21 protein-coding genes are annotated in these 20,184 nt (G+C 60.3%); 8 read left to right on the forward strand and 13 right to left on the reverse strand.

Translation table 11 applies throughout. The annotated features are described in order from the left end of the window. The first annotated feature begins 61 nt into the window (after nucleotides 1-61). The 3 genes from ssuD to DQ393_RS23050 are packed head-to-tail and all read left to right on the forward strand — an operon-like array spanning nucleotide 62 to nucleotide 2,909. Nucleotides 62-1,237, forward strand: a complete 1,176-nt coding sequence (gene ssuD, locus DQ393_RS23040) for an FMNH2-dependent alkanesulfonate monooxygenase (protein WP_112344026.1) — start codon at nucleotides 62-64, stop codon at nucleotides 1,235-1,237. A 24-nt stretch (nucleotides 1,238-1,261) separates the two neighbouring features. Continuing rightward, entirely contained in the window at nucleotides 1,262-2,098 is an 837-nt protein-coding gene (gene ssuC, locus DQ393_RS23045) for an aliphatic sulfonate ABC transporter permease SsuC (RefSeq protein WP_112344027.1), read from the forward strand. Nucleotides 2,099-2,108: 10 nt separating this feature from the next. Further along, on the forward strand, nucleotides 2,109-2,909 hold the full coding sequence (locus DQ393_RS23050; RefSeq protein ID WP_112344028.1) for an ATP-binding cassette domain-containing protein: 801 nt from the start codon (nucleotides 2,109-2,111) through the stop codon (nucleotides 2,907-2,909). Nucleotides 2,910-2,936: 27 nt separating this feature from the next. Here the strand turns inward: DQ393_RS23050 and DQ393_RS23055 are convergent, their stop codons facing one another. The 4 genes from DQ393_RS23055 to DQ393_RS23070 all read right to left on the reverse strand — a co-directional run bounded on the left by DQ393_RS23055 (nucleotide 2,937) and on the right by DQ393_RS23070 (nucleotide 5,380). Further along, nucleotides 2,937-3,413 (reverse strand): SRPBCC family protein, encoded by a 477-nt coding sequence (locus DQ393_RS23055; protein WP_112344029.1) that lies wholly within the window; start codon nucleotides 3,411-3,413, stop codon nucleotides 2,937-2,939. Continuing rightward, nucleotides 3,410-3,754: an ArsR/SmtB family transcription factor gene (locus DQ393_RS23060; protein ID WP_112344030.1), complete on the reverse strand. Its 345-nt coding sequence runs from the start codon at nucleotides 3,752-3,754 to the stop codon at nucleotides 3,410-3,412. Before DQ393_RS23060 ends, DQ393_RS23055 begins: the two co-directional genes overlap by 4 nt. Further along, nucleotides 3,747-4,439: a glutathione S-transferase family protein gene (locus DQ393_RS23065; protein ID WP_112344031.1), complete on the reverse strand. Its 693-nt coding sequence runs from the start codon at nucleotides 4,437-4,439 to the stop codon at nucleotides 3,747-3,749. The genes DQ393_RS23060 and DQ393_RS23065 overlap by 8 nt, the downstream gene beginning before the upstream one ends. 116 nt (nucleotides 4,440-4,555) lie before the next feature. Next, the gene (locus DQ393_RS23070; protein WP_112344032.1) at nucleotides 4,556-5,380 is read right to left on the reverse strand and encodes a methyltransferase domain-containing protein; all 825 of its coding nucleotides are present in this window, start codon (nucleotides 5,378-5,380) and stop codon (nucleotides 4,556-4,558) included. A 145-nt stretch (nucleotides 5,381-5,525) separates the two neighbouring features. Here DQ393_RS23070 and DQ393_RS23075 point away from each other — a divergent pair, with 145 nt between their 5' ends. Then, on the forward strand, nucleotides 5,526-6,251 hold the full coding sequence (locus DQ393_RS23075; RefSeq protein ID WP_112344033.1) for a DUF2270 domain-containing protein: 726 nt from the start codon (nucleotides 5,526-5,528) through the stop codon (nucleotides 6,249-6,251). A 45-nt stretch (nucleotides 6,252-6,296) separates the two neighbouring features. On the opposite strand, the gene DQ393_RS23080 is transcribed toward DQ393_RS23075, so the two are convergent. The 4 genes from DQ393_RS23080 to DQ393_RS23095 form a co-directional block, all read right to left on the reverse strand. Then, entirely contained in the window at nucleotides 6,297-6,563 is a 267-nt protein-coding gene (locus DQ393_RS23080; protein WP_112344034.1) for an usg protein, read from the reverse strand. 185 nt (nucleotides 6,564-6,748) lie between these two features. Beyond that, entirely contained in the window at nucleotides 6,749-7,579 is an 831-nt protein-coding gene (locus DQ393_RS23085) for an ABC transporter permease (protein ID WP_112344035.1), read from the reverse strand. Further along, nucleotides 7,576-8,379, reverse strand: coding sequence for an ABC transporter permease (locus DQ393_RS23090; protein WP_095435085.1), 804 nt, complete (start codon nucleotides 8,377-8,379; stop codon nucleotides 7,576-7,578). The genes DQ393_RS23085 and DQ393_RS23090 overlap by 4 nt, the downstream gene beginning before the upstream one ends. Nucleotides 8,380-8,497: 118 nt before the next feature. Further along, the gene (locus DQ393_RS23095; protein WP_112344036.1) at nucleotides 8,498-9,280 is read right to left on the reverse strand and encodes a lysine/arginine/ornithine ABC transporter substrate-binding protein; all 783 of its coding nucleotides are present in this window, start codon (nucleotides 9,278-9,280) and stop codon (nucleotides 8,498-8,500) included. A 480-nt stretch (nucleotides 9,281-9,760) separates the two neighbouring features. Between DQ393_RS23095 and DQ393_RS23100 the strand changes: the two genes are divergently transcribed. Further along, nucleotides 9,761-12,238 carry an OmpA family protein gene (locus tag DQ393_RS23100; RefSeq protein ID WP_112344037.1) on the forward strand — a complete coding sequence of 826 codons (2,478 nt, stop codon included), beginning with the start codon at nucleotides 9,761-9,763 and terminating at the stop codon, nucleotides 12,236-12,238. A gap of 48 nt (nucleotides 12,239-12,286) precedes the next feature. Here the strand turns inward: DQ393_RS23100 and mobB are convergent, their stop codons facing one another. From mobB to DQ393_RS23115, 3 genes are read right to left on the reverse strand one after another with little or no spacing between them, the layout of a single operon-like run. Then, nucleotides 12,287-12,817: a molybdopterin-guanine dinucleotide biosynthesis protein B gene (mobB, locus tag DQ393_RS23105; protein WP_112344038.1), complete on the reverse strand. Its 531-nt coding sequence runs from the start codon at nucleotides 12,815-12,817 to the stop codon at nucleotides 12,287-12,289. Next, on the reverse strand, nucleotides 12,814-13,464 hold the full coding sequence (gene mobA, locus DQ393_RS23110) for a molybdenum cofactor guanylyltransferase MobA (RefSeq protein ID WP_112344039.1): 651 nt from the start codon (nucleotides 13,462-13,464) through the stop codon (nucleotides 12,814-12,816). Before mobA ends, mobB begins: the two co-directional genes overlap by 4 nt. Before the next feature lie 10 nt (nucleotides 13,465-13,474). Beyond that, nucleotides 13,475-14,386 (reverse strand): DMT family transporter, encoded by a 912-nt coding sequence (locus DQ393_RS23115; RefSeq protein ID WP_112344040.1) that lies wholly within the window; start codon nucleotides 14,384-14,386, stop codon nucleotides 13,475-13,477. Nucleotides 14,387-14,720: 334 nt separating this feature from the next. On the opposite strand from DQ393_RS23115, the gene DQ393_RS23120 reads away from it, so the two are divergent. Further along, nucleotides 14,721-17,270 carry a methyl-accepting chemotaxis protein gene (locus DQ393_RS23120; RefSeq protein WP_112344041.1) on the forward strand — a complete coding sequence of 850 codons (2,550 nt, stop codon included), beginning with the start codon at nucleotides 14,721-14,723 and terminating at the stop codon, nucleotides 17,268-17,270. 68 nt (nucleotides 17,271-17,338) lie between these two features. On the opposite strand, the gene DQ393_RS23125 is transcribed toward DQ393_RS23120, so the two are convergent. Continuing rightward, a complete protein-coding gene (locus DQ393_RS23125) occupies nucleotides 17,339-18,046 on the reverse strand; it encodes a helix-turn-helix transcriptional regulator (RefSeq protein WP_112344042.1) in 708 nt (235 codons plus the stop codon). Nucleotides 18,047-18,146: 100 nt separating this feature from the next. On the opposite strand from DQ393_RS23125, the gene DQ393_RS23130 reads away from it, so the two are divergent. Beyond that, nucleotides 18,147-18,545 (forward strand): VOC family protein, encoded by a 399-nt coding sequence (locus DQ393_RS23130; protein WP_112344043.1) that lies wholly within the window; start codon nucleotides 18,147-18,149, stop codon nucleotides 18,543-18,545. 55 nt (nucleotides 18,546-18,600) lie between these two features. On the opposite strand, the gene moaA is transcribed toward DQ393_RS23130, so the two are convergent. After that, nucleotides 18,601-19,590: a GTP 3',8-cyclase MoaA gene (gene moaA / locus DQ393_RS23135; protein WP_432422023.1), complete on the reverse strand. Its 990-nt coding sequence runs from the start codon at nucleotides 19,588-19,590 to the stop codon at nucleotides 18,601-18,603. A gap of 193 nt (nucleotides 19,591-19,783) precedes the next feature. On the opposite strand from moaA, the gene DQ393_RS23140 reads away from it, so the two are divergent. Then, on the forward strand, nucleotides 19,784-20,158 hold the full coding sequence (locus DQ393_RS23140; RefSeq protein ID WP_112344045.1) for a gamma-butyrobetaine hydroxylase-like domain-containing protein: 375 nt from the start codon (nucleotides 19,784-19,786) through the stop codon (nucleotides 20,156-20,158). Nucleotides 20,159-20,184: the final 26 nt, after the last annotated feature.

The following is a 20,184-nucleotide window of genomic DNA, read 5'->3' on the forward strand; positions in this document are numbered from 1 at the left end:
TCCATGCTGGACATCGGGAAGTGGCTCCCGACCGCGCGCACCCAGAAGGCAGGAAAATCTCATGACCGCGACTGCAAAACCCATCGATTTCCTCTGGTTCATTCCGACCTCCGGCGACGGCACCTATCTCGGCACGGCCGATCTCAACCGCGGACCGGAGATCGGCTATCTCCAGCAGATCGCACAGGCTGTCGACAGGCTTGGCTATACCGGCGTATTGCTGCCGACGGGGGTCTCCTGCGAAGAGTCCTTCGTGACGGCCGCGGCGCTTTCGGCGCATACGCAGAAGCTGAAGTTCCTGGTTGCGATCCGTCCCGGTACGGCATCTCCTGCCTATTATGCACGCCTTGCCTCGACGCTCGATCGCGTCTCCAACGGCCGCGTGCTGCTCAACATCGTCGTTGGCGGCAGCCCGGCGGAGCTCGCCGGTGACGGCATCCACCTGGAACATGACGAGCGCTACGCCCATGCCGATGAATTCTTCCATGTCTGGGAGGAGCTTCTGGAAACCGGGTCGTCCACCTTCGAGGGCAAATATATCAAGGCGACCAACGCACGTCTCGGCCTGCCGCCCGTGCAATCGCCGCGGCCGCCACTTTATTTCGGCGGTTCCTCGGATGCCGGCATCGAATTCTCCGTCGGCCGCGTCGACAAGTACCTGACCTGGGGCGAACCGCCGGCGCAGGTGGCCGAAAAGATCGAGAAGGTGCGGGCCGCCGCCGCCAAGCGCGGGCGCGAGGTGAGCTTCGGTATCCGCCTTCACTTCATCGTCCGCGAAACGGATGAGGAGGCATGGGCTGCGGCCGATAAGCTGATTTCCAAGCTGGACGACGAGACGATCCGCGAGGCGCAGGAGCAGTTCGTCACGCAATCCGACTCCGTCGGGCAGAAGCGCATGGCGGCCCTGCATGGCGGCCGGCGCGACAAGCTCGAAGTGTCGCCGAACCTCTGGGCCGGCGTCGGCCTGGTGCGCGCCGGTGCCGGTACGGCACTTGTTGGGTCGCCGAAGACTGTGGCTGCAAGGCTGCGGGAATATCAGGAGCTCGGCATCGAAACCGTGATCGGCTCCGGCTATCCGCATCTGGAAGAAGCCTATCGTGTGGCGGAGCTTCTGTTCCCGGAGCTTGGCCTGAATCAGGAACAGCAGCGCGCCGGATTCCGCAACGAATTCGGTGCCAAGCAGATCTTCGCGGGCGGCAGCCACGGTGGCAATCTGAAGGTTGTTTCCGGCTCGTAACGCCACCTTTGAAGGGAGATTCCCATGTCGGCATTCGACACATCCTTCGTACGCGTAGGCTCGGAACGCCGCACGCGCCCGGCCAAGGCCGCGCGGCAATCAATCTCGATCCAGAGATTTCTGCCCTTCCTGTTGCCGGTCGTCGTGATCGCGGCCTGGCAGCTCGGCTCGTCGCTTGGATGGATCTCCACCCGCATCATGCCGTCGCCGGCGGCAGTCGTGGTCGCCTTCTGGCAGACCACGATCTCCGGGGAATTACCGAACAACATTCTCGTCAGCGCCGGCCGCGCTTTCGCCGGCCTATTGGTCGGCGGGTCGATCGGCTTTCTGCTCGGCATTGCCAACGGCGTATCGCGGCACTCGGAGCAATTGACCGATACGACGCTGCAGATGCTGCGCACCATCCCGCATCTCGCCATGGTGCCCCTCGTCATCCTCTGGTTCGGGATCGGCGAGGAATCGAAGCTTTTCCTGACGGCGCTCGGCGTGCTGTTCCCGATCTACCTCAACACCTATCACGGCGTGCGCAATGTCGATCGCGGGCTGATCGAGATGGGACGGGTCTATGGTATGAGCAGCTGGACGTTGTTCCGGAAGGTCATCTTCCCAGGCGCGCTTCCGTCCATTCTCGTCGGTCTGCGCTTTGCCCTCGGCATCATGTGGCTGACGTTGATTGTGGCTGAATCGATCGCGGCATCATCGGGCATCGGCTACATGGCCAACAATGCCCGCGAGTTCGGCATGACCGATGTCGTCGTTCTGACGCTGGTGATCTACGCCATCCTCGGCAAGCTCGCCGATGTCGTTGCGCGGGCGATCGAGCGCAGGGCTTTGCGCTGGAATCCGGCCTATCAGAATTGAGGAGCCTGCCATGAGCGTCAACACACTCGATCGCCCACAGGCGGAAATCAAAAATGTGGCTTCGCAGGCTGCGGGAGCTGCGGCCATTCATATCAAAGGATTGGAGAAGAGTTTCGGCAACAACCGTGTTCTGCGCGGCATCGATCTCGATATTCCGGCTGGGCAGTTCGTCGCTGTCATCGGCAAGAGCGGCTGCGGCAAGAGCACGCTGCTGCGCATCCTGATGGGTCTGGAAGAGCCGAGTGCCGGCCATATGCGCTTCGAGGCCGCCGACGGCATCGACGCGCAACCGAATACGCGCATCGTCTTTCAGGAGCCGCGCCTGCTGCCCTGGTTTTCCGTCGCTGACAATGTTGCCGTCGGCCTGGGGGAGGGCGTGCCGCAAGACGTATCGAAGAAGGAAACGGCTTCGGTTCTCTCCGAGGTCCAGCTTGCCGAGAAGGCCGGCGAATGGCCGTCCAGCCTTTCCGGCGGACAGAAGCAGCGCGTGGCACTTGCCCGCGCGCTCGTCAGCAAACCCGGCGTGCTTGCGCTCGACGAGCCGCTCGGCGCGCTGGATGCCCTGACCCGCATCAGCATGCAGGAATTGCTGAATCGCGTGTGGCGCGAACTCGGCTTTACCGCGGTGCTCGTGACGCATGACGTCAGCGAGGCGGTGCATCTGGCCGACCGCGTCGTCGTCCTGGACGAGGGCAGGATCGTGCTCGATCTCGCCGTTCCCTATCCGCATCCGCGCCGCCACGGCAATCCGGCCCTGGCAGAGCTCGAAGGGCAGCTGCTGGCGGCGATCCTCGGCGACGCACGGGGTTAGAGCTTTTCCGCTTTTTCTGGAATTGCTCTAGTTCGGCCTGTTATCGTCTCCCTCGACATAAAGCCTGAGATTGTCGAAGCCGATTTCCGTGCCCATCAGCCGCGAGCCGTTGTCGCTGTAACCGTCGAGGAACACGACCTGTTCGGTAAAGGTCACCTTCGTGCCGCCGGGTTCCGGGGCAAAGTTGACCGTTGCCAGCGAAACGGAAATTCTGACGTCGTCGAGCATCATGTCGAAGGCATAGATGAAGCGCTCGTTGTGGACGACGTCGATATAGCGCGCTTGATAGGCATGCACGACGCCATCCGTCGAGGCGGTCCGATTGCTTTCGCTGCCGCCGGTGCGGAAATCGAGCTGGAATTCCAGCTGCTTCCACTCGCCGTGACAGGCAAACCATTGTTTCTTCTGCTCCGGTATTGCCCAGGCGTTGAAGACACGCGACAGCGGCGCCTTGAAGTGGCGCTCTATGGTGATGGTCGTATGCTCTGTCGATCGTTCGCTCATTCGTCCGTCGTCTCCGTCGATGTGTGTGCGAGAAATATGTCGAGTCGATCGAAAGCCTTGTTCCAGGATGCCTTGCGTTCGGCAATCCATCGTTCGATGGAGGCAAGCGCCTCCTTGCGAAGATGATAAGTGCGCACCCGGCCAGCTTTTTCCGATAGCACCAGGCCGCTTGCTTCCAGTACCTGCAAATGTTTCATCACGGTCGGCAGCGCCATGCCCAGAGGTTGCGCCAGTTCCGTGACGGATGCAGATCCATGTCCGAGCCGGTCGATCATGCCGCGCCGGCTTGGATCGGAAAGAGCCTGGAACATGCGGTCGAGTGCCTGCGGTTCCTCAAGCATTCGGCTTTTCCGGCCGGAATTGTACCGGCAATTTCTCGCTGTAGGGATAGAAATGGAAGTAGGGCATGGCTTCCTGGAGGACGCGGGCGAAGGACGGTCGCTCGAGGAGACGTCGATAATACGCCTTCAGCCGGCTATGCTCTTCGGCGAAGGGAACGACGGTTTCGGCGTAGAACAAAGCCGGGGCAGCGGCGCAATCGGCCATGGTGAGGCTGTCGCCGCTGATCCAGATCTTCCCATCGAGCTGCTTCTCGATCATTCCGTAGGCAGTGCGTAGCAGTGCCTGGGCTTCGGACACGCCCTGCGGGCTCCGGTCCTTCTCAGTGCGGCGCACGTCCGCGACGATCCTCTGCATCGGGTCCTGAACATAGAGATCGAAGAAACGATCCCAAAGCCGGACGCACAAGGCATCCGACGGATCCGCCGGCAGGAGCGGGGTTGGCCCAGGATAATGCCGATCCAGATATTCGATGATGATGCTGGTTTCGGGTACTGTGCTGTCGAGGGCTTCGTCGCGAAGCACCGGAAATTTTGCGAGCGGCCAGAGACGCACCAGTGAGGCGCGGGATTCCTCATTGCCTAGATCGATGATGCGGCTTTCGAAGGGCGTTCCGTTTTCATAGAGCGCCATCAGCACCTTGTGGCAGAATGAGGCGAGGGGATGCTGGTAGAGAATAAGGGACATGCAACGAGCCTTCCGAGATCAAAGCCGATACTTATCTAAATGGATAAGTATCAGCTCAGCGGGCGCGAAGCAACAGAATAGTTACCCAAATGGATAACTATTCTGCGTCGCTCGCCTCAATCGGCAATCAGGCGTGCGATAACCAGATGGCCCGGTGTCGGCTGCCCGTCTTCCATGCGGACATTGATATCGGTGATTTCGACGAGTTCGAAGCCGGTCGCGGCCAACCGTTCGCGCACATAGGCTTCGGAATGGGCGAAACGCTGGTGTGGGCCGACCATATAGGGGCGTCCGGCCATGGTCGCTTCCGCCAGGGTCTCGGAGGAGAAGATGAAGAGACCGCCTGGCGTCATGTTTTCCGCGGCACCGAAGAAGAGAGGCTCCAGTGCGCCGAGATAGGGCAGTACATCCGTTGCCGTGATCAGATCGAAGGCGTCTTCATCATTATCATCAAGGAAATCCTCGACCTCGGCGACGAAGAGCGTTTCGTAGATATCCTTTTCATGGGCGACTTCGACCATGTTCTCGGAAATGTCGATGCCGGTAATATCCTCGACGATATCGCGCAGCGTGCCGCCCGTAAGACCCGTGCCGCAGCCAAGGTCGAGCATGCGCTTGAAGGGGCCCAGGCCGAGCGCCTGCAGGCGCTGGCGAACGAGGACCGGCACGTGATAGCCGAGCTGTTCCACCAGCACGTCTTCGAAGACTTCCGCATGCTGGTCGAATAGGGTCTCGACATAGGCGTCCGGGGCCTTCACCGGCGTCTCGCCGCGCCCCATGGATGCAATGCGCACCGCCGCGCCGCCGTGATCTTCCGGGTCGAGCGCCAGCACTTTCTCATAGGCCTTTACGGCAGCGTCGATATCGCCCGCCTTTTCCAGCGCCAAGGCCTGGTTATAGGCTTCCGCCAGCGCATCTTCGTCGATCTTCTTCTTTGCCATGATTGCCGGCCCTTCCTTTTGTCAGGCAGGCATTAAGGCGCTTGATCGGCTTTTGCAATGCTTGCCGCGCAGGCGCAGAATATGACCTTCGGCGAAGGCGACTTGGGGGGACGCTATCCGAACAGAAGAACAAGGGAGGAAAATCATGGATAATGAACTCACCACACCAAACCCGACGAGCAGCCCGGCGGGACGCGGCTGTCCCTCCATGCCGTCGACATCGGCCGAAGTCACCAACACGGTGACCCACTATTACCGGGGTGAATTGGGGAGGATGACAAGCTGGCGCGATCGCATCGACCGGACATCGAATTGGGCGATCACGGTGGTTGCGGCATTACTGTCCGTATCGCTTTCGACGCCGACGTCGCATCATGGCGTTTTGCTGTTCGGAATGATGCTGATCACGCTGCTGTTGCTGATCGAGGCGCGGCGATATCGGTTCTTCGATGTCTATCGCTCGCGTGTGCGGCAATTGGAGCGGCACTACTTCGCGCAAATTCTGGCGCCACAAACGGAGCTCAATCCCGATTGGGCGCTGTCGGTCGCCGCCAGCCTGCGTTCGCCGCGGCTGCTGCTCAGCTATGTCGAGGCAGCGCAGCGGCGCTTGCAGCGCAATTACTGCTGGATGTATGCGATCCTGCTCCTGGCGTGGATCCTGAAGATTTCGACGCCCAGGCTACAGACGGAGGGCCTGGCGCAGGAGCAGCCGCATTCATGGAGCTATATCACCGACAATGCGGCGCTCGGACCGATCCCTGGCTGGATCGTCCTCATCCTCGTCGCGGTCTTTTATGCCTTCGTCCTTTACGGCACGCTCCATCGCGGCTCGCATGACGGAGATTTCATCCATGGCGAGGCGCATGTCTGATGGCAGTACGGTCGATCGCGAGGCCGCCCACGCGATCCGGCTGCCTTAGTGCAGGATGAATTCTCCTTTCATCGCACGCCATTCGGTTGCCGAAATCAGCTTGCGATGGACATAGCGCACGGAGTGCAACGGCCCATCCAGCGTTTCCTGCCAGAATTTCAGGAAGCCGCGCATTTCCGGGAAGTTCGGGGCGAGATCATAATCCTGCCAAATATAGGTCTGCAGGAATTGCGGATGATCGGGCAGGCGGTAGAAGATCTGCGCCGTCGTCAACCCATAACCCTGCAACTGCTTTTGCATGTCGTTATGCATGAGCTTTCTCTTTCCGTTCCCATTCTTGTTCGTGACTCATGGTCACTCAAATATGGAAACAACAGATGGTAAACTCAAGCTTTACAAAAATGTCATGATGGAAATTTATTCACAGAAATCAATGCATTAGCAGCGACTGCATGGGAGTGCTGCCAAGGCTGCGGCTAGGTGCAGCCTTGACGGGATCAGCGCTTGAGGTGCCGCGTCAGCCCGCCTTCCATCCGCGCCCAGCCGTTTCGCATGAGTTCGACGATCACGAGATAGAAGATCGCAGCCCAGAGATAGATCTGATAATCGTAGGTTCGCGAGAAGGCGTAGCGTGTTTCGCCCATCAGGTCGAAGACCGTAATAATGGAGACGGTTGCCGAACTCTTGATCAGCAAGATGATCTCGTTGCCGTAGGGACGCAGCGCCACGATGAGCGCCTGGGGAATGATGATCTTGCGGAAAGCGATCCAGGTATGGATACCAAGGGCGCTGGCCGCTTCCCGCTGGCCCTTCGGTACGCTCTGAATGGCGCCGCGGACGATTTCCGTCTGATAGGCCGCCGTGTTCAGCGTCATGGCGAAGACGCCGCAGTAGAAGGGGTCCTTGAAGAACCACCAGAGGCCGATATCCTCGAAGAACCAGCGAAAGCTCGGGAAACCGTAATAGACCATGAAAATCTGTGCCAGCAGCGGCGTGCCGCGGAACAGATAGACATAGCAATAGGTCAGCGTGCTCAGGATCTTGTTGCTCGACATACGGGCAAAGGCCAGCGGTATCGAGAGAATCGCACCCAGGATAAAGGATGTGGCGACCAACTTGACCGTGATCCAGAGACCGTGAAGCAGCCGCGGCCCATAGGTTTCGAGCTTATCGACATCCCACCCGTTTATAATCATTGCCAGCAGCGAAATACCGAGAATGGCCCATAGGGTCAGAAAGAAATAACCGGCGATACGGGCCTTGGACAGCTTCGTGACCGTCTTCGGCGGTGCCGGTTGCGCGGCGATCAGAACTTCGGCATGGCTCATCGATGGACCTCCGCACGTTTAGCCCATCGATCGAGATAGAAGAGGCCGACGGAAGAGATGACGGCCAATGTAAGATAAAACAGGCAGGCGATGGAATAGAAGGTGAAGGGCGCCTTGGTGGCGCGGACGGCGATCCCCGTCTGCCTGATGATGTCGGCAAGGCCGATGATGGACACGTAAGACGTATCCTTCAGCAGGTTCATCCAGAGGTTTCCGAGATTCGGCAGGGAAATGCGGACGAGCTGCGGCACGATGATCAGCCGCATGGTTCGCGCCCGATGAAATCCAAGTGCATCACCTGCCTCATACTGACCTTTGGGAATGGCTTTGAAGGCAGAGAGGAGGACTTCCGAGCAATAGGCGGAAAAGACGATTGCCAACGCCACCATGCCGGCCGCGAAGGCGTTGATCTCAACGGGTCCGTCATAACCGAATTTCGCGAGCACGGACTGCAAGAGGATCTGCATGCCATAGTAGATGATGAAGAGCGTCAGCAGCTCCGGCAGGCCACGGAAAATCGTCGTGAAGACACCGGCGGCGAGCCTCAGCGATTTCTCTTCCGATTGCTGCGCGAGCGCGACGAAGAAGCCGATGACGATGCCGAGCGGCAGCGTCAGGACCGAGACGGTGATGGTAATCTTCAACCCGCCGGCAAGCTCGTCGCCCCATCCCGTGTCACCACAGGCGAGCATCGTATTTTGGCCGAACAGAGTGAACAGTCCGGCTGGACCACACAACGGGTCAAAAATCGTACTCAACCAGGTCCACAAGGAACCAAGGGCGGAAAACAATCCGCTCATGCCATATTTCCCCTAGCGACTTTTGCCGCGTTTCTGCTTATATTCTTCTCGTTGTCAAACAAAAACGGCGGAAGGGCAAGCTTCCGCCGTCGTCTTTTCCCAGGGAATCGACGGGCGATCAGTCGCCGTAGACGTCGAAATCGAAATACTTGTCCTGGATCTTCTTGTAGGTGCCGTCAGCACGGATCGCAGCGATCGCGGCGTTCAGCTTGTCCTTGAGGGCCGTATCGCCCTTGCGGATAGCGATACCCGCACCGACACCGTTGATGACCGGGTCGCTTTTCAGCGTGCCGAGCATCTTGCAGCAGTTGCCTGCATCGGACTTCACCCATTCGGACAGCACGACGACGTCGTCGATGGCGGCATCGATGCGGCCATTGCTGAGGTCGAGCTTGTATTCGTCAGCCGACGGATAGAGCTTGAGCTCGGCGTCCTTCAGGTGGGCGGACGCGTAGTTGGCATGCGTCGTGGAGGACTGTGCGCCGATGGTCTTGCCCTTCAGGGCTTCGTCGGTCGCTTCCTTGAGAGTGGAGTCCTTCGGAATGGCGATTGCCGGCGGCGTGTTGTAAATCTTGTTGGTGAAATCGACGATCTTCTCGCGCTCGGGCGTGATCGACATGGACGAGATGATCGCGTCGAACTTCTTGGCCTGCAGGGCGGGGATGATGCCGTCGAAATCCTGGTTCACGAAGGTGCACTTGACCTTCATGTGATCGCAAAGCGCATTGGTTATATCGATATCGAAGCCGGTGAACTTGCCGCCGGCGTCAAGCGATTCGAAAGGCGGGTAGGTCGCGTCCGTGCCGAAGACGATCGTGTCGCCGTCGGCAAGCGCCGCACCGGCGACAAGCGACATCACGGCGAAAGACGCAGCGGCAAAAAGACGAGTGGAGATGCGCATATTGACCCTCTCTGTTGGCGGCCGGCAGCCCATTATTGTTTTTGGCAGACGGCTCAAGTGGAGCGGGCCGGTGGCCCGCCTTGCGGCGATATTCGTACTTTTTTTCCGAAAAATGCAACTGGAATTACGAGGGTGATGATTGCAGCCCGATCGCGCGGCAATACGAATGCGCTGGCGCCGGACGGTTTTATGTCGAAACGACCTAAATCTGAATCCGCGGTAGAAACAAATGGCTAGCGCATGATGTCGTCTGAAGACCGTTCCGACTTTTCGGCATCATGCCCTGGCGAGAATTCTGAACGTAAGCCGTCCGGCGCATTCAGCCAGGGTTAATTACGGCCACCTAATAGTTCGGGAACATATAGCCGCCTGCCGCGATTCAGCCTCATCAGAACCGAAAATCGGCCGGGATCTTGAGGCATCGGCATGCCTGCTGAGATTCGCAATTCGGCGGACAAAGAACATAAGAGGAGACCCCATATGGGAAAGCGATCCAGACTATTTGCCAGCGCCGCGTTTCCGCTGCTCTCGTTATCGCTCGCATTCGAGCCGGCAGCGGCGGCGGCGTTTCGCGAACAGCCCATCGCGCCGTTAAACACCGGTATCGCGGCTGCCCCCAACGCCAGTTTCGAAGTTGCGCAGCAGGAGGCTCCGTCCGCCCAGCCAGAAGAAGAGCCGCAGCTCAAGCGCAAGAAGCCCGCCGAGGGTGGTGAAGGTGAGCCGCAGGGCCAAAAACGTCGCGGCGAACCGGCAGAGCAGGGCGGTGGACAGCAGCAGCATCAGATGAAGCAGGCCGCCCCGGAGGCCGAGCCGCAGCAGAAGGCGCCGAAGGTGCAGCCGGAAGCTCAGCCGCCAAAGGCGGAGCGTCAGCAGCCCGCCGAGCAGGAGCAGCCGAAGCCTCAGCGCCAGCCGGCTGCAGAGGCCCAGCCGGAGCCGAAGAAGCAGCGCCAGCAGCCGGCGGAGGAGCCTCAGGCTCAACCCGAAGCCAAGCCGCAGCCGAAGGCTGCAGCTCCTGAAGTAGAGCCGGAAACCAAGCAGCCCAAGCCGAAGGCGAAGCAGCCCGCGGCAGAGCAGCCGGCCGAGGCTCCGCAGCCGAAGATCAAGCAGCAGCCTGCCGAGGAAGTGCAGCCGAAAGCCAAGCCTGAGCCGACGGAGCAGCCCGCGCCGGTCCAGAAGGAAGCTCCCGCCGCGCAGCCGCCGCAGAGCCAGGAAGCCCAGCCTGGAAAGCAGGCGCAGCCGGAGCAAAACGCTCATCCCAAGCAGCAGGGCCAGGCCGGAAATCCGGCGAAGCAGCCAACCGAACAGCAGCCGGCGCCCGCGAGCGAGCCCTCGCAAGGTCACAAGGCTCAATCGGGGACAGAGGCGCAGCCCGGGACGCAGGTCCAGCCTGAAACACAGCCCGGAACGGTGGTCACGCCAGGCACCCAGCAGGGGCAGAAGCAGGGTGGCGACAAGACCCACGGCAAGCAGCCGCAAAACCAGCAGCAGGGTGAACAGCCTGGCGCCAACCCGCAACAGCCGGCCCAGAAGGGCGAGCCGCAGGGACAGCCAGCACAGACCGGTAACCAGGCAGCGCCGCAGCCCGGTAAGCAGCAGCCGACGAACGGCGCCGAGGTGCCGGCTCAAGGCAATGCAGCAACCGCACCTGCCAATGGCAACAGCCAGCAGGCCGGCGAAATCCAGCTGCCACCGGCCGAGCAGGTCTCGCCACAGGAGCTGGAGCGCCGCAAGAAGATTGCGGAAAACCCGGCTTCCGCCAATGGGCCCGTCATCCTGCCCGTTGAAAACGGCAGTGCGGTTCTGGATAGCCAGAAGGACGCGGTTCGTCGGGGAGAGCATCTGAACAGAGGCCAGAATCCCGGTGCCCAGAGCGGCGGCGTACAGGCCGGTCAGAGCCAGCAGAGCGGGCAGGCGCAGAGTGCTCCGGCCCAGCAGCCGCCACCGGCTTATACCAAGCCGCCGACCTCCGACGCCGAGGCGCAACGCGCAGCGGCAGGCGGTCAGCCGCAGCCGCCGATCAAGATGGAGGCCGTCACCAGCGAACAGGGCCGTCGGATCGATCGCCGGCCGGATTTTGCCCCGCCGCAGGGAACGACGGTCCAGACCATCATCAATCAAGACAATCGCACGGTGGTGAATGTCGACAACACCTATGTCGTCCGGCATGACGATACCGAGCGTTTCGTTCGTGGCGGCGAACGGCCGATCTATGAACAGTTGCAGCGGGACCGCTATCGCGAAACGATCGATCAGCCTGACGGCGATCGCGTCGTGACGATCCGCAATCGCTATGGCGATATCATCCAGCGTTCACGCATCGATGCTAGCGGTCGCGAATATGTGCTGTTCTACTCGCCGGAACTGGAAGATCGTCCCGACAATGACGATTATTTCCGTGATCCGGGCGACGATCTGCCGCCGATGCGCCTGCTCATCCCCTTGAGTCAGTACATCATCGATACGGCGTCGAACCGCGATGCGGACTATTACGACTTCCTGCGCGAACCGCCGGTCGAGCCGGTCGAGCGAATCTACTCGGTCAACGAGGTCCGTTATTCGGCCCGTATCCGCGACAAGATCCGCCGCATCGACCTCGATACGATCACCTTCGCGACGGGCAGTTCCGATATTCCGATGAGCCAGGCGAGCACGCTGCGCGGTGTGGCCGACGGCATATCGAAGATCGTCAAGCGCGATCCGACCGAAACCTTCCTGATCGAGGGCCATACGGATGCCGTAGGTTCGGCGGAGAGCAACCTGATCCTCTCCGACCGTCGCGCGGAATCGGTCGCCAATGTTCTGACGGATGTCTATGGCATTCCGGCCGCGAACCTGGTCACCCAAGGGTATGGCGAGCAATATCTCAAGGTGAATACGCTTGGACCGTCGCAGGAGAACCGCCGCGTCACCATCCGCCGCATCACGCCGCTGGTACGCCCGGTTGCCTCCAATCGGTAAGCATTAGCCTACATTTTGCCGAGGGGCCGCTGGGAAACCGGCGGCCCTTTATTTTGCCGGTTTGCCGAGGCCGACGGCGGCGGCGATGAAATCGGCGATCGCGAGAGTATCGTCGAGATCGAAAACGGAGAGCAAGCCGGCGTCTTCCACCGAATGATCGGCGGCGATGGCGACGATATGGGGATCCTGCGGGGCAAGCGGTTCGCGCTTGGCAGCTTCCAGGCGGCGGGCTTCGATCTTCGGGATGGGCTCTCGCTTGTACCCCTCGATCAACACGAGATCACAAGGGGCGAGGCGCGCCAGTATTTCTTCAAAACTCGGCTCGGGGTCGCCGCGCAATTCATGCATGATGGCATAGCGCGTACCGGAAACGATGGTGACTTCGTGCGCGCCCGCTTCGCGGTGGCGAAAACTGTCGGCGCCGACCTTGTCGATATCGAAATCATGATGCGCATGTTTGATCGTCGAAATCCGATAGCCTCGCCGGGTGAATTCCGTCACCAGACGCACGGCAAGGCCGGTCTTGCCAGAGTTCTTCCAGCCGGCAATGCCGAAAATCTTCGGTCGGGGTTTGGTCATGATGTGCCTTCCAATGCTGCCAGCCATGTCTCCGCTTCGAGCAGTTCCGCGGGCGTATTGATGTTAAAGAAAGGGTCGAGCGGACCGATCCGCGTTTCGATCGCGGGAAATTTCACCCGCTGGACCTTGTGGCGCGCGAGAAAATCCCTGACGCGCCGTTTGTCGTCCGAAACGATCCAGGTCTCCAGATTCGTTGCAGCAGAAACCGGCCAGAGGCCGAAAACCGGATGGTCCTGCCCGAGGGATGCGGCAATCGCAATCTCATCGGGACGTTCGACGGCATGGGCGAGCCGTGCGACGAGGTCGTGTGGGAAAAAAGGGCTGTCTATCGGGATCGTGGCGACATGCGAAGCCCCTGGATAGTTGCGTGCCGTATCCCGCATCGCGGCAAGCACGCCGGCCAGAGGGCCGAGTTTGCCACCAATTTTATCCGGAACTAGCCGCATCCCCATGCTGTCGGGCCAATCGATGTCCGCATTCAAGGCGATCGGCTTGTTTTGGCGCTGAGCGATCCGCGAAGAGATGCGGCTGATCAGGCTTTCGCCACCAAGCAGAGCGAAGGCTTTGTTCGCACCCATGCGGCTCGACCGGCCCCCGGCAAGAAGGACGACCGGAATATCCTCTGCGTTTGCGATGAAGCTGGACATGTTCGGGACCTCAGGCCGGGACACGCGGTTCTGATTCCTGCGCGACCGGATCGACACCGCGCCGTTTGCTTTCCCGATAGAAGGTATAGATGCCAGAAGCGATGACAATCGCCGCCCCGAAAATGGACCAGCCGTCCGGCACTTCGTCGAAGATAATCAAACCGAGCAAGGCAGACCAGATGAGGCTCAGATAGCGGAACGGTGCAACGAAGGAGATTTCGCCTGTGCGCATCGCGAGGATCACCGCCTGATAGCCGATCAGCACGAGAACGGAGGCCAACAGGATCTGCATCAGCGACGTTGTGCTCACCGGCTGCCACCCGCCGAACGGAACGATGCACAAGGCGCCGAAGACGGATATGGAAATTGCGGTGCAGAGGGTGATCATCAGCGACGGCACTTCCTTGTCGATGCAGCGCGTCGCCAGATCGCGGGCGGCGGTCGCAAACATGCAGGCGATGACAAGCAACGCAGCCGTGGTGAAACCGTCCGGACCGGGCCGGATGATGATCAGCACGCCCGTGAAGCCGATCCCTATCGCCGTCCATCGCCTCCATCCCACGGGTTCCTTGAGAAAGATCATCGCGCCAAGCGTGACCGCCAGCGGCACGGCCTGCTGGATGGCGGCGGCATTGGCGATGGGCATCATCCCGAGAGCGGTGATATAGGTCGCGGCGGCGATTGCCTCGCAGGCGATGCGCAGCGCGATCATCGGCTGCAATATGACCTTCCAGGAGCGCAGCGAGCCCATCCGGCGAGCCAGCAGATAGACGAAAAAGCTGGTGAAAAGGCCGCGGATGAAGATGATCTCGCCGGCATTCATCGCGGCGATAACTGTTTTGGACAGCGCATCGCCACAGCAGAAAGCAGCCATGGATGCCGCCATGAAGAGCGCGCCCTGGGTATTCTTGGTCAGTCGCATGAGAAAGATGAGTCCCCGATATCTACTCTCGATTAGCGCCGTTTTCCGCAAATTGGAATCGATTGTCCGGCTGCGACGGCCGAAATCGATTGTGCGTTGCGGTAGAATTGTTGCCCAGGGAATGCAGCTTCCTCGGCCCATGGTCGCGGAATGACACAGCGGTTGCAAATTTTTCGCCGATACAACGGCTTTTAGGTGGGCAATTAATTCTTATTCAATCTTATTTTCCGACGCTCGCTGCGGTTTTGCATGAGGCAGAAGCACTTACCGCAGCGCAGCAGGAATGACGATCCCGCCTTCGCCGGATATTTTTATAATCCAGTTGAGGCGCCGCATGTTTTTCATTGATCGTCTTTTGCAAGGCCGTCGGATTGTCACCAAAGTCCTCATTTTCGTGGTGCCTCTGGTGGTCCTTATCGCCGGTGTCGGTCTCGTCGGCTATCACACGGCCAATATTCTCAACGGCCATATGACCGTGACGCGCGCGACGATTGAAAATATCAGCGACTTCGAAAACCTGCAGGCTGCCTTGCAGGAGTTCACCGCTTCGCCTTCGGAGGACACGCGCCAGGCGCTCGCGGCGAAGATCGATGCCCAGGAACAGGGCGTCCATCGGCTGAGCGGATTGCTGAGCGACGATCAGCGCGCCAAGATCGTTCCAGTCAGCGAGCTTGCCGCCAAGATGCGGACGCAGCAGGCCACGCTCTGGACTATCAGGCAGAAGCAGGACAGCGATGTCAGCGCCATTCAGAAGGCGGTGCAAAACATCGAGGCGACGGCCAAGGCTGCCGGCAAACAGATCGACATCATCCGCAAGGATTTCAGCGACAAGGAAACTTTCGCCAAGGAACTGCTTTACGATGCCGCCGCCTATAAGGGGCTGTCGGAAAAGATGAGCAATCTGCGCATCCAGGTGCAGATGGCTGCCGATTCCACGGAAGAAATCTCGGATGCGCGCACCTATGCCGATGCGATCCTGAAGCAGGTAAAGGTTTCAAAGGCTCTCGTATCCAGGCGCGGTGCCGCTCTCGTCGCCAACGCTTCCGATGCCGCCGACAAGCTTGATGCCGTCTTGAAGGGTTCGGACACGCCGGACCAGAAGGTCGAGGCGATGGGACCGGTGTTGCAGAGCTTCGTGAAAATCGAAGGCGACATGACCCTGCAGTCGGCAAAGAACAGCGACACCGCAGCCGATCGCTTTGTCAGCCTGGACAAGATCATCGACGGCCAGAAAGAACTTCTGGACCATGTCGACCAGGCGCTCGGCATCGTCGATCGCCTGGCGCTTCATGCGTCGCGCATGGAAAACGTCCGGGATGGCGCCTCGCGCGAACCAGTGCTTGCCGACCTCAAGGACCTGCAAGCCGTTGCGGCCCGGATCTCGGAACTTGGCCAGACCAATGCCACGATGCGCGATTTTTCCGCCCACATGAAGCCGCTGATCGACAGCCTCACCAATGGATCGGCCGATTTGCTGCAGACCGCAACCGATTGGAAAACGACGCGCGTTCAGTCGAACGGTCTGCTCGCCGATGCCATGACCTCGTTGCGCGGCTTCGTCGCCCAGGCACAGGAACTCGGCAAGGAAGACAGCGAACGCTCGGCCAATGTCTCGGTCATTGCCATGATCGTCGGCACGCTGCTTGCGATCGTCGGCGGCCTGATGCTGGTGGAAACCCTGCGCGGTCCGCTGAAGCGCATTACCGAGATCATGACGCGCCTTGCGAGCGGCGATCTGGACGTAGCGATCGACGGACGCAATCGTGGCGACGAGATCGGCGACATGGTGCGCTCCGTCAGCGTGTTCCGCGATGCCGCGCTTGAGAATGTCCGGCTTGAGCGAGAAGCGGAGAGCGCGCGCGCGCTTTCCGCCGAGGAATCGTCCCGCCGCGCCGCTGAGCGTGCCCGCATCGAGGCCGAGCAGAAGCAGGCACTCAATGCGCTGGCGGATGTCCTTGCCAAGCTTGCCGACGGCAATCTGGAAGAGGGTATGCGCGAAGATCTCTCCGCTGATTTCGTGGAAATGGCCTTTACCTACAATCATGCGGTCGAAGCGTTGCGCGAGACCCTGACGGACGTGCGCTACACCGCCGAGGAAATCAAGGGTGGCACCGGCAACCTCGCCATGTCGGCCGACGATCTGGCTCGGCGCACCGAACAGCAGGCGGCCGCTCTCGAGGAAAGCTCGCGCGCCCTGCATCGTCTCAGCGACGTGGTGCGCTCGACGGCCGAGCGCGCGCGGCAGACGGCGACCTCCGTCAACGAAACCCAAGCCTATGCGACCCAATCCGGCGAAGTGGTCGCCAAGGCCGTCGGTGCCATGAGCGAGATCAATCGATCGTCGGAGAAGATCGCCACGATCATCGGCGTCATTGACGAGATCGCCTTCCAGACCAATCTGCTGGCGCTGAATGCCGGAGTCGAGGCTGCCCGTGCCGGTGAAGCGGGCCGCGGCTTTGCCGTGGTGGCGCAGGAAGTGCGCGAGCTGGCGCAGCGCTGCGCCAATGCGGCGAAGGAGATCAAGGGTCTGATTTCCGCAAGCTCCGCCCAGGTCCAGAACGGCGTTCATCTGGTCGAGCAGACCGGTGCCGCGCTGTCGGAGATCATCAGTCACGTTACCGGCGTCCAAAGGCTGGTTGCCGATATTTCGTCGGCGACCACCGAGCAATCGACCGGTATCGAGGAAGTCACCCGCGCGGTGTCCGAGGTGGAGCTTATCACGCAGCGGAATGCTGCCATGGTCGAGGAGAACAATGCCGAGATCCATGGCCTGCGCCAACGCGTTGACATGCTGTCAGAGAAGATCGACCGTTTCCGGACCGGCGAGGGCGAAGTGGATTACCAAGGCTATAGCGACGCCGAAACACGGTATCGCGCTGCCTAAATCAACATATTAGCAAAAACCTATAATCTATTGAAAGCGCCGGCCAACGTGCCGGCGTTTTTTATCGATCATGACAGGTGTGGAGATAGACGAACCTGTTCTTCGCGCCAGCGCTGCCAGCGGCGGCGCAATTCGCCCGACCGCAAGCCGATGGGTTCATCGAGTATTTCAGCAGCGGCGATGCGGTCGGTGCGGAAATGGCGGAAGCCCTGTCGCAGCTCGCACCAGGCAACCAGCAGGCTGCTCGTTTCGGCATAACCGAGGATTACCGGCCAGACCGTCCGTTCGGTTTCCTCGCTTGCCTCCGAGTTGTAGCGTAGCCGCAATTTCATGCCGTTGCGGATTGCCGATCTGAGCAGGGATGCATCGACACGTTCCTCAGGCTTGCCACTTGTCGGCTTTGCGCCCACGCTCGGCTCGATGACGAAAAGGCGGAGGCGCTCGGGGACGACGGCGGCGATCTTTGCTACGACATCGCGCGCCGCATTGGCGAGCGCCTTGTCCGAATGGGCGGAGACCCATTGCGCCCCCAACACCACCGCCTCCAGCTCATCAGGCGCCAGCATCAAAGGCGGCATATCGTAGCCGGCAGCAAGCAGGTAGCCCAAGCCAGCCTCACCCTCGATCGGGACTCTCTGACCAATGAGGTCCGCCACGTCACGATAGACGGTGCGCTTCGAGACCTCCAGTTCCGCCGCCAGCGCGCTCGCCGTCACAGGCCGGGTCGATCGGCGCAAAATCTGGATGATCTGAAACAGTCGGTCGGCACGGCGCATGGCATACTTACTCCTGCTGACAGTATGCTGGCAGCAGGAGCGTGCGACAAGAGGCTCTGCGTGACCGCGAAGGTTCTGCAGTCAGTCGAAAGGATCAGTTATGAAGTTGGCTTCCACCCGCCTTATCGCAGGCGATATCAAGGCCATGGTTGCCTTTTATGAGATGGTAACCGGGTTCCAGGCCCAATGGCTTGCCCCGGTCTTTGCCGAGATCGAGACCCCGGCGGCAACCTTGGCGATCGGTTCCGTCGAGACTGTCGTGCTTTGGAAAGAGGGTAGCGCCGAGCCCGGTTCCAATCGCACCGCCTGCCTCGAATTCCAGGTGAAGGACATCGATGTGGAATATGAGCGTCTGAAGGACAAGGTCTCTCTCGTCCACGAACTGAAGATGATGCCCTGGGGCAACAAGACCTTCCAGTTCCGCGACCCTGAGGGAACGGCAGTTTCGCTGTATATGCCTGCGACCGATGAGGCGAGGAAGCGTTTCGCATCGCGCTAGGCTGCAGGCGTGCATCCTCCTGCGGTCAATCAAATCATCGGACGGAATGGAGCGTTCAGCCGCCGGTGACGCTCATGTGGCGTGCGACCGCCGGTCGGTTGTGCGTACGGTCGATGATGAAATCGTGACCTTTCGGCTTGCGGGTAATCGCCTCGTCGATCGCGGCATGGAGGAGCGCGTCGCTCTCGCTTGCGCGCAGCGCCGTGCGCAGGTCGGCCGCGTCGTTCTGACCGAGGCACATGTAAAGCGTGCCCGTGCAGGTGAGCCGCACGCGATTGCAGCTCTCACAGAAATTATGGGTCATCGGTGTGATGAAGCCGAGGCGGCCACCGGTCTCCGTGACGTCGACATAGCGGGCCGGGCCGCCCGTCTTGTAGGGAATATCGGTTAGCGTGAACTGACGTTCCAGATCGGCGCGCAGCTGTGAAAGCGGCAGATACTGGTCGGTGCGATCCTCGTCGATCTCGCCCATGGGCATGGTCTCGATGACGGTCAGGTCCATGCCGCGACCATGAGCGAACCGCAGCAGTTCCAGAATTTCCTCTTCGTTGAAATCCTTGAGCGCAACGGCATTCAGCTTGATTTTCAGACCGGCTCTTTGCGCCGCGTCGATCCCCTCCATCACCTTGGAGAAGTCTCCCCAGCGCGTGATGGTTCGGAATTTGTCAGGGTCGAGCGTATCGAGGGAAACATTGATGCGCCGGACACCACAGTCGTAGAGTTCGTCTGCGTGGCGCGCGAGCTGCGATCCGTTGGTCGTCAGGGTCAGTTCGTCGAGCGCGCCGTTTTGGACGTGCTTGCCGAGTTCGCGCACCAGGAACATGATGTTCTTGCGCACCAGCGGCTCGCCGCCGGTGAGCCTGATCTTGCGCACGCCCCGGGAAATGAAGGCGGAACAGAGCCGATCGAGTTCTTCGAGCGTCAGCAGATCCTTCTTGGGCAGGAAGGTCATGTTCTCGGCCATGCAATAGGTGCAGCGGAAATCGCAGCGATCCGTGACCGAAACGCGCAAATAGGTGACGGCGCGCCCGAAAGGGTCGATCATGGGGACTGTGTCCGCCTGAAGCGGTGATGCGTTGCCTATGCTGCCGACGATGCTGTTCACTCATGCCTCCATTAGACGTCTAATGTGGGCATAGGCGATTGTTGCGTCAAGGAAAATGCTTCTCGATTACACTTGCGCGTGAACGAGCGGCGGCCTAATTCTCGAAAAGATACTGAAAGGCATGGAAAAACCGATGAGCGACGTTTGGCCGACCGAATTGCGGGTCTCGAAGGACCGGCATCACCTCAAAGTGACATTCGACGATGGCACGAGCTTCGATCTTCCGGCGGAAATGCTGCGGGTGCTGTCGCCTTCCGCCGAGGTGCAGGGGCATGGGCCGGGGCAGAAAGTCACCGTGCCCGGCAAGCGCAATGTGGGCATCATGTCCATGACGCCTACGGGCAACTATGCCGTGCGTATCGGCTTCGACGATATGCACGACACAGGCATCTTCACCTGGACCTATCTGCGCGAGCTCGGCGAGAAGGGACATGAGCTTTTCGCGGCTTATGAGGCCGAATTGAAGGAAAAGGGTCTCAGCCGCGATGCGGCGGGAAGACCGCATTGATATTGGCCTCATAGACCGGAGAGGGG

Origin of the sequence: Martinezella tropici (assembly GCF_003287875.1) — a bacterium.
GTDB lineage: Bacteria > Pseudomonadota > Alphaproteobacteria > Rhizobiales > Rhizobiaceae > Rhizobium > Rhizobium tropici_C.

Bases quoted from the DNA above. Each gene is read 5' to 3' on its own strand.
- DQ393_RS23125 (WP_112344042.1), bottom strand. From the start codon at position 18,046: ATGCGCCGTGCCGACCGACTGTTTCAGATCATCCAGATTTTGCGCCGA.
- DQ393_RS23080 (WP_112344034.1), bottom strand. From the start codon at position 6,563: ATGCATAACGACATGCAAAAGCAGTTGCAGGGTTATGGGTTGACGACG.
- DQ393_RS23075 (WP_112344033.1), top strand. From the start codon at position 5,526: ATGGATAATGAACTCACCACACCAAACCCGACGAGCAGCCCGGCGGGA.
- mobB (WP_112344038.1), bottom strand. From the start codon at position 12,817: ATGACCAAACCCCGACCGAAGATTTTCGGCATTGCCGGCTGGAAGAAC.
- DQ393_RS23115 (WP_112344040.1), bottom strand. From the start codon at position 14,386: ATGCGACTGACCAAGAATACCCAGGGCGCGCTCTTCATGGCGGCATCC.
- ssuD (WP_112344026.1), top strand. From the start codon at position 62: ATGACCGCGACTGCAAAACCCATCGATTTCCTCTGGTTCATTCCGACC.
- DQ393_RS23090 (WP_095435085.1), bottom strand. From the start codon at position 8,379: ATGAGCGGATTGTTTTCCGCCCTTGGTTCCTTGTGGACCTGGTTGAGT.
- moaA (WP_432422023.1), bottom strand. From the start codon at position 19,590: ATGATCGACCCTTTCGGGCGCGCCGTCACCTATTTGCGCGTTTCGGTC.
- DQ393_RS23085 (WP_112344035.1), bottom strand. From the start codon at position 7,579: ATGAGCCATGCCGAAGTTCTGATCGCCGCGCAACCGGCACCGCCGAAG.
- DQ393_RS23140 (WP_112344045.1), top strand. From the start codon at position 19,784: ATGAGCGACGTTTGGCCGACCGAATTGCGGGTCTCGAAGGACCGGCAT.
- mobA (WP_112344039.1), bottom strand. From the start codon at position 13,464: ATGTCCAGCTTCATCGCAAACGCAGAGGATATTCCGGTCGTCCTTCTT.
- DQ393_RS23065 (WP_112344031.1), bottom strand. From the start codon at position 4,439: ATGTCCCTTATTCTCTACCAGCATCCCCTCGCCTCATTCTGCCACAAG.
- DQ393_RS23055 (WP_112344029.1), bottom strand. From the start codon at position 3,413: ATGAGCGAACGATCGACAGAGCATACGACCATCACCATAGAGCGCCAC.
- ssuC (WP_112344027.1), top strand. From the start codon at position 1,262: ATGTCGGCATTCGACACATCCTTCGTACGCGTAGGCTCGGAACGCCGC.
- DQ393_RS23070 (WP_112344032.1), bottom strand. From the start codon at position 5,380: ATGGCAAAGAAGAAGATCGACGAAGATGCGCTGGCGGAAGCCTATAAC.
- DQ393_RS23060 (WP_112344030.1), bottom strand. From the start codon at position 3,754: ATGCTTGAGGAACCGCAGGCACTCGACCGCATGTTCCAGGCTCTTTCC.
- DQ393_RS23130 (WP_112344043.1), top strand. From the start codon at position 18,147: ATGAAGTTGGCTTCCACCCGCCTTATCGCAGGCGATATCAAGGCCATG.
- DQ393_RS23050 (WP_112344028.1), top strand. From the start codon at position 2,109: ATGAGCGTCAACACACTCGATCGCCCACAGGCGGAAATCAAAAATGTG.
- DQ393_RS23100 (WP_112344037.1), top strand. From the start codon at position 9,761: ATGGGAAAGCGATCCAGACTATTTGCCAGCGCCGCGTTTCCGCTGCTC.
- DQ393_RS23120 (WP_112344041.1), top strand. From the start codon at position 14,721: ATGTTTTTCATTGATCGTCTTTTGCAAGGCCGTCGGATTGTCACCAAA.
- DQ393_RS23095 (WP_112344036.1), bottom strand. From the start codon at position 9,280: ATGCGCATCTCCACTCGTCTTTTTGCCGCTGCGTCTTTCGCCGTGATG.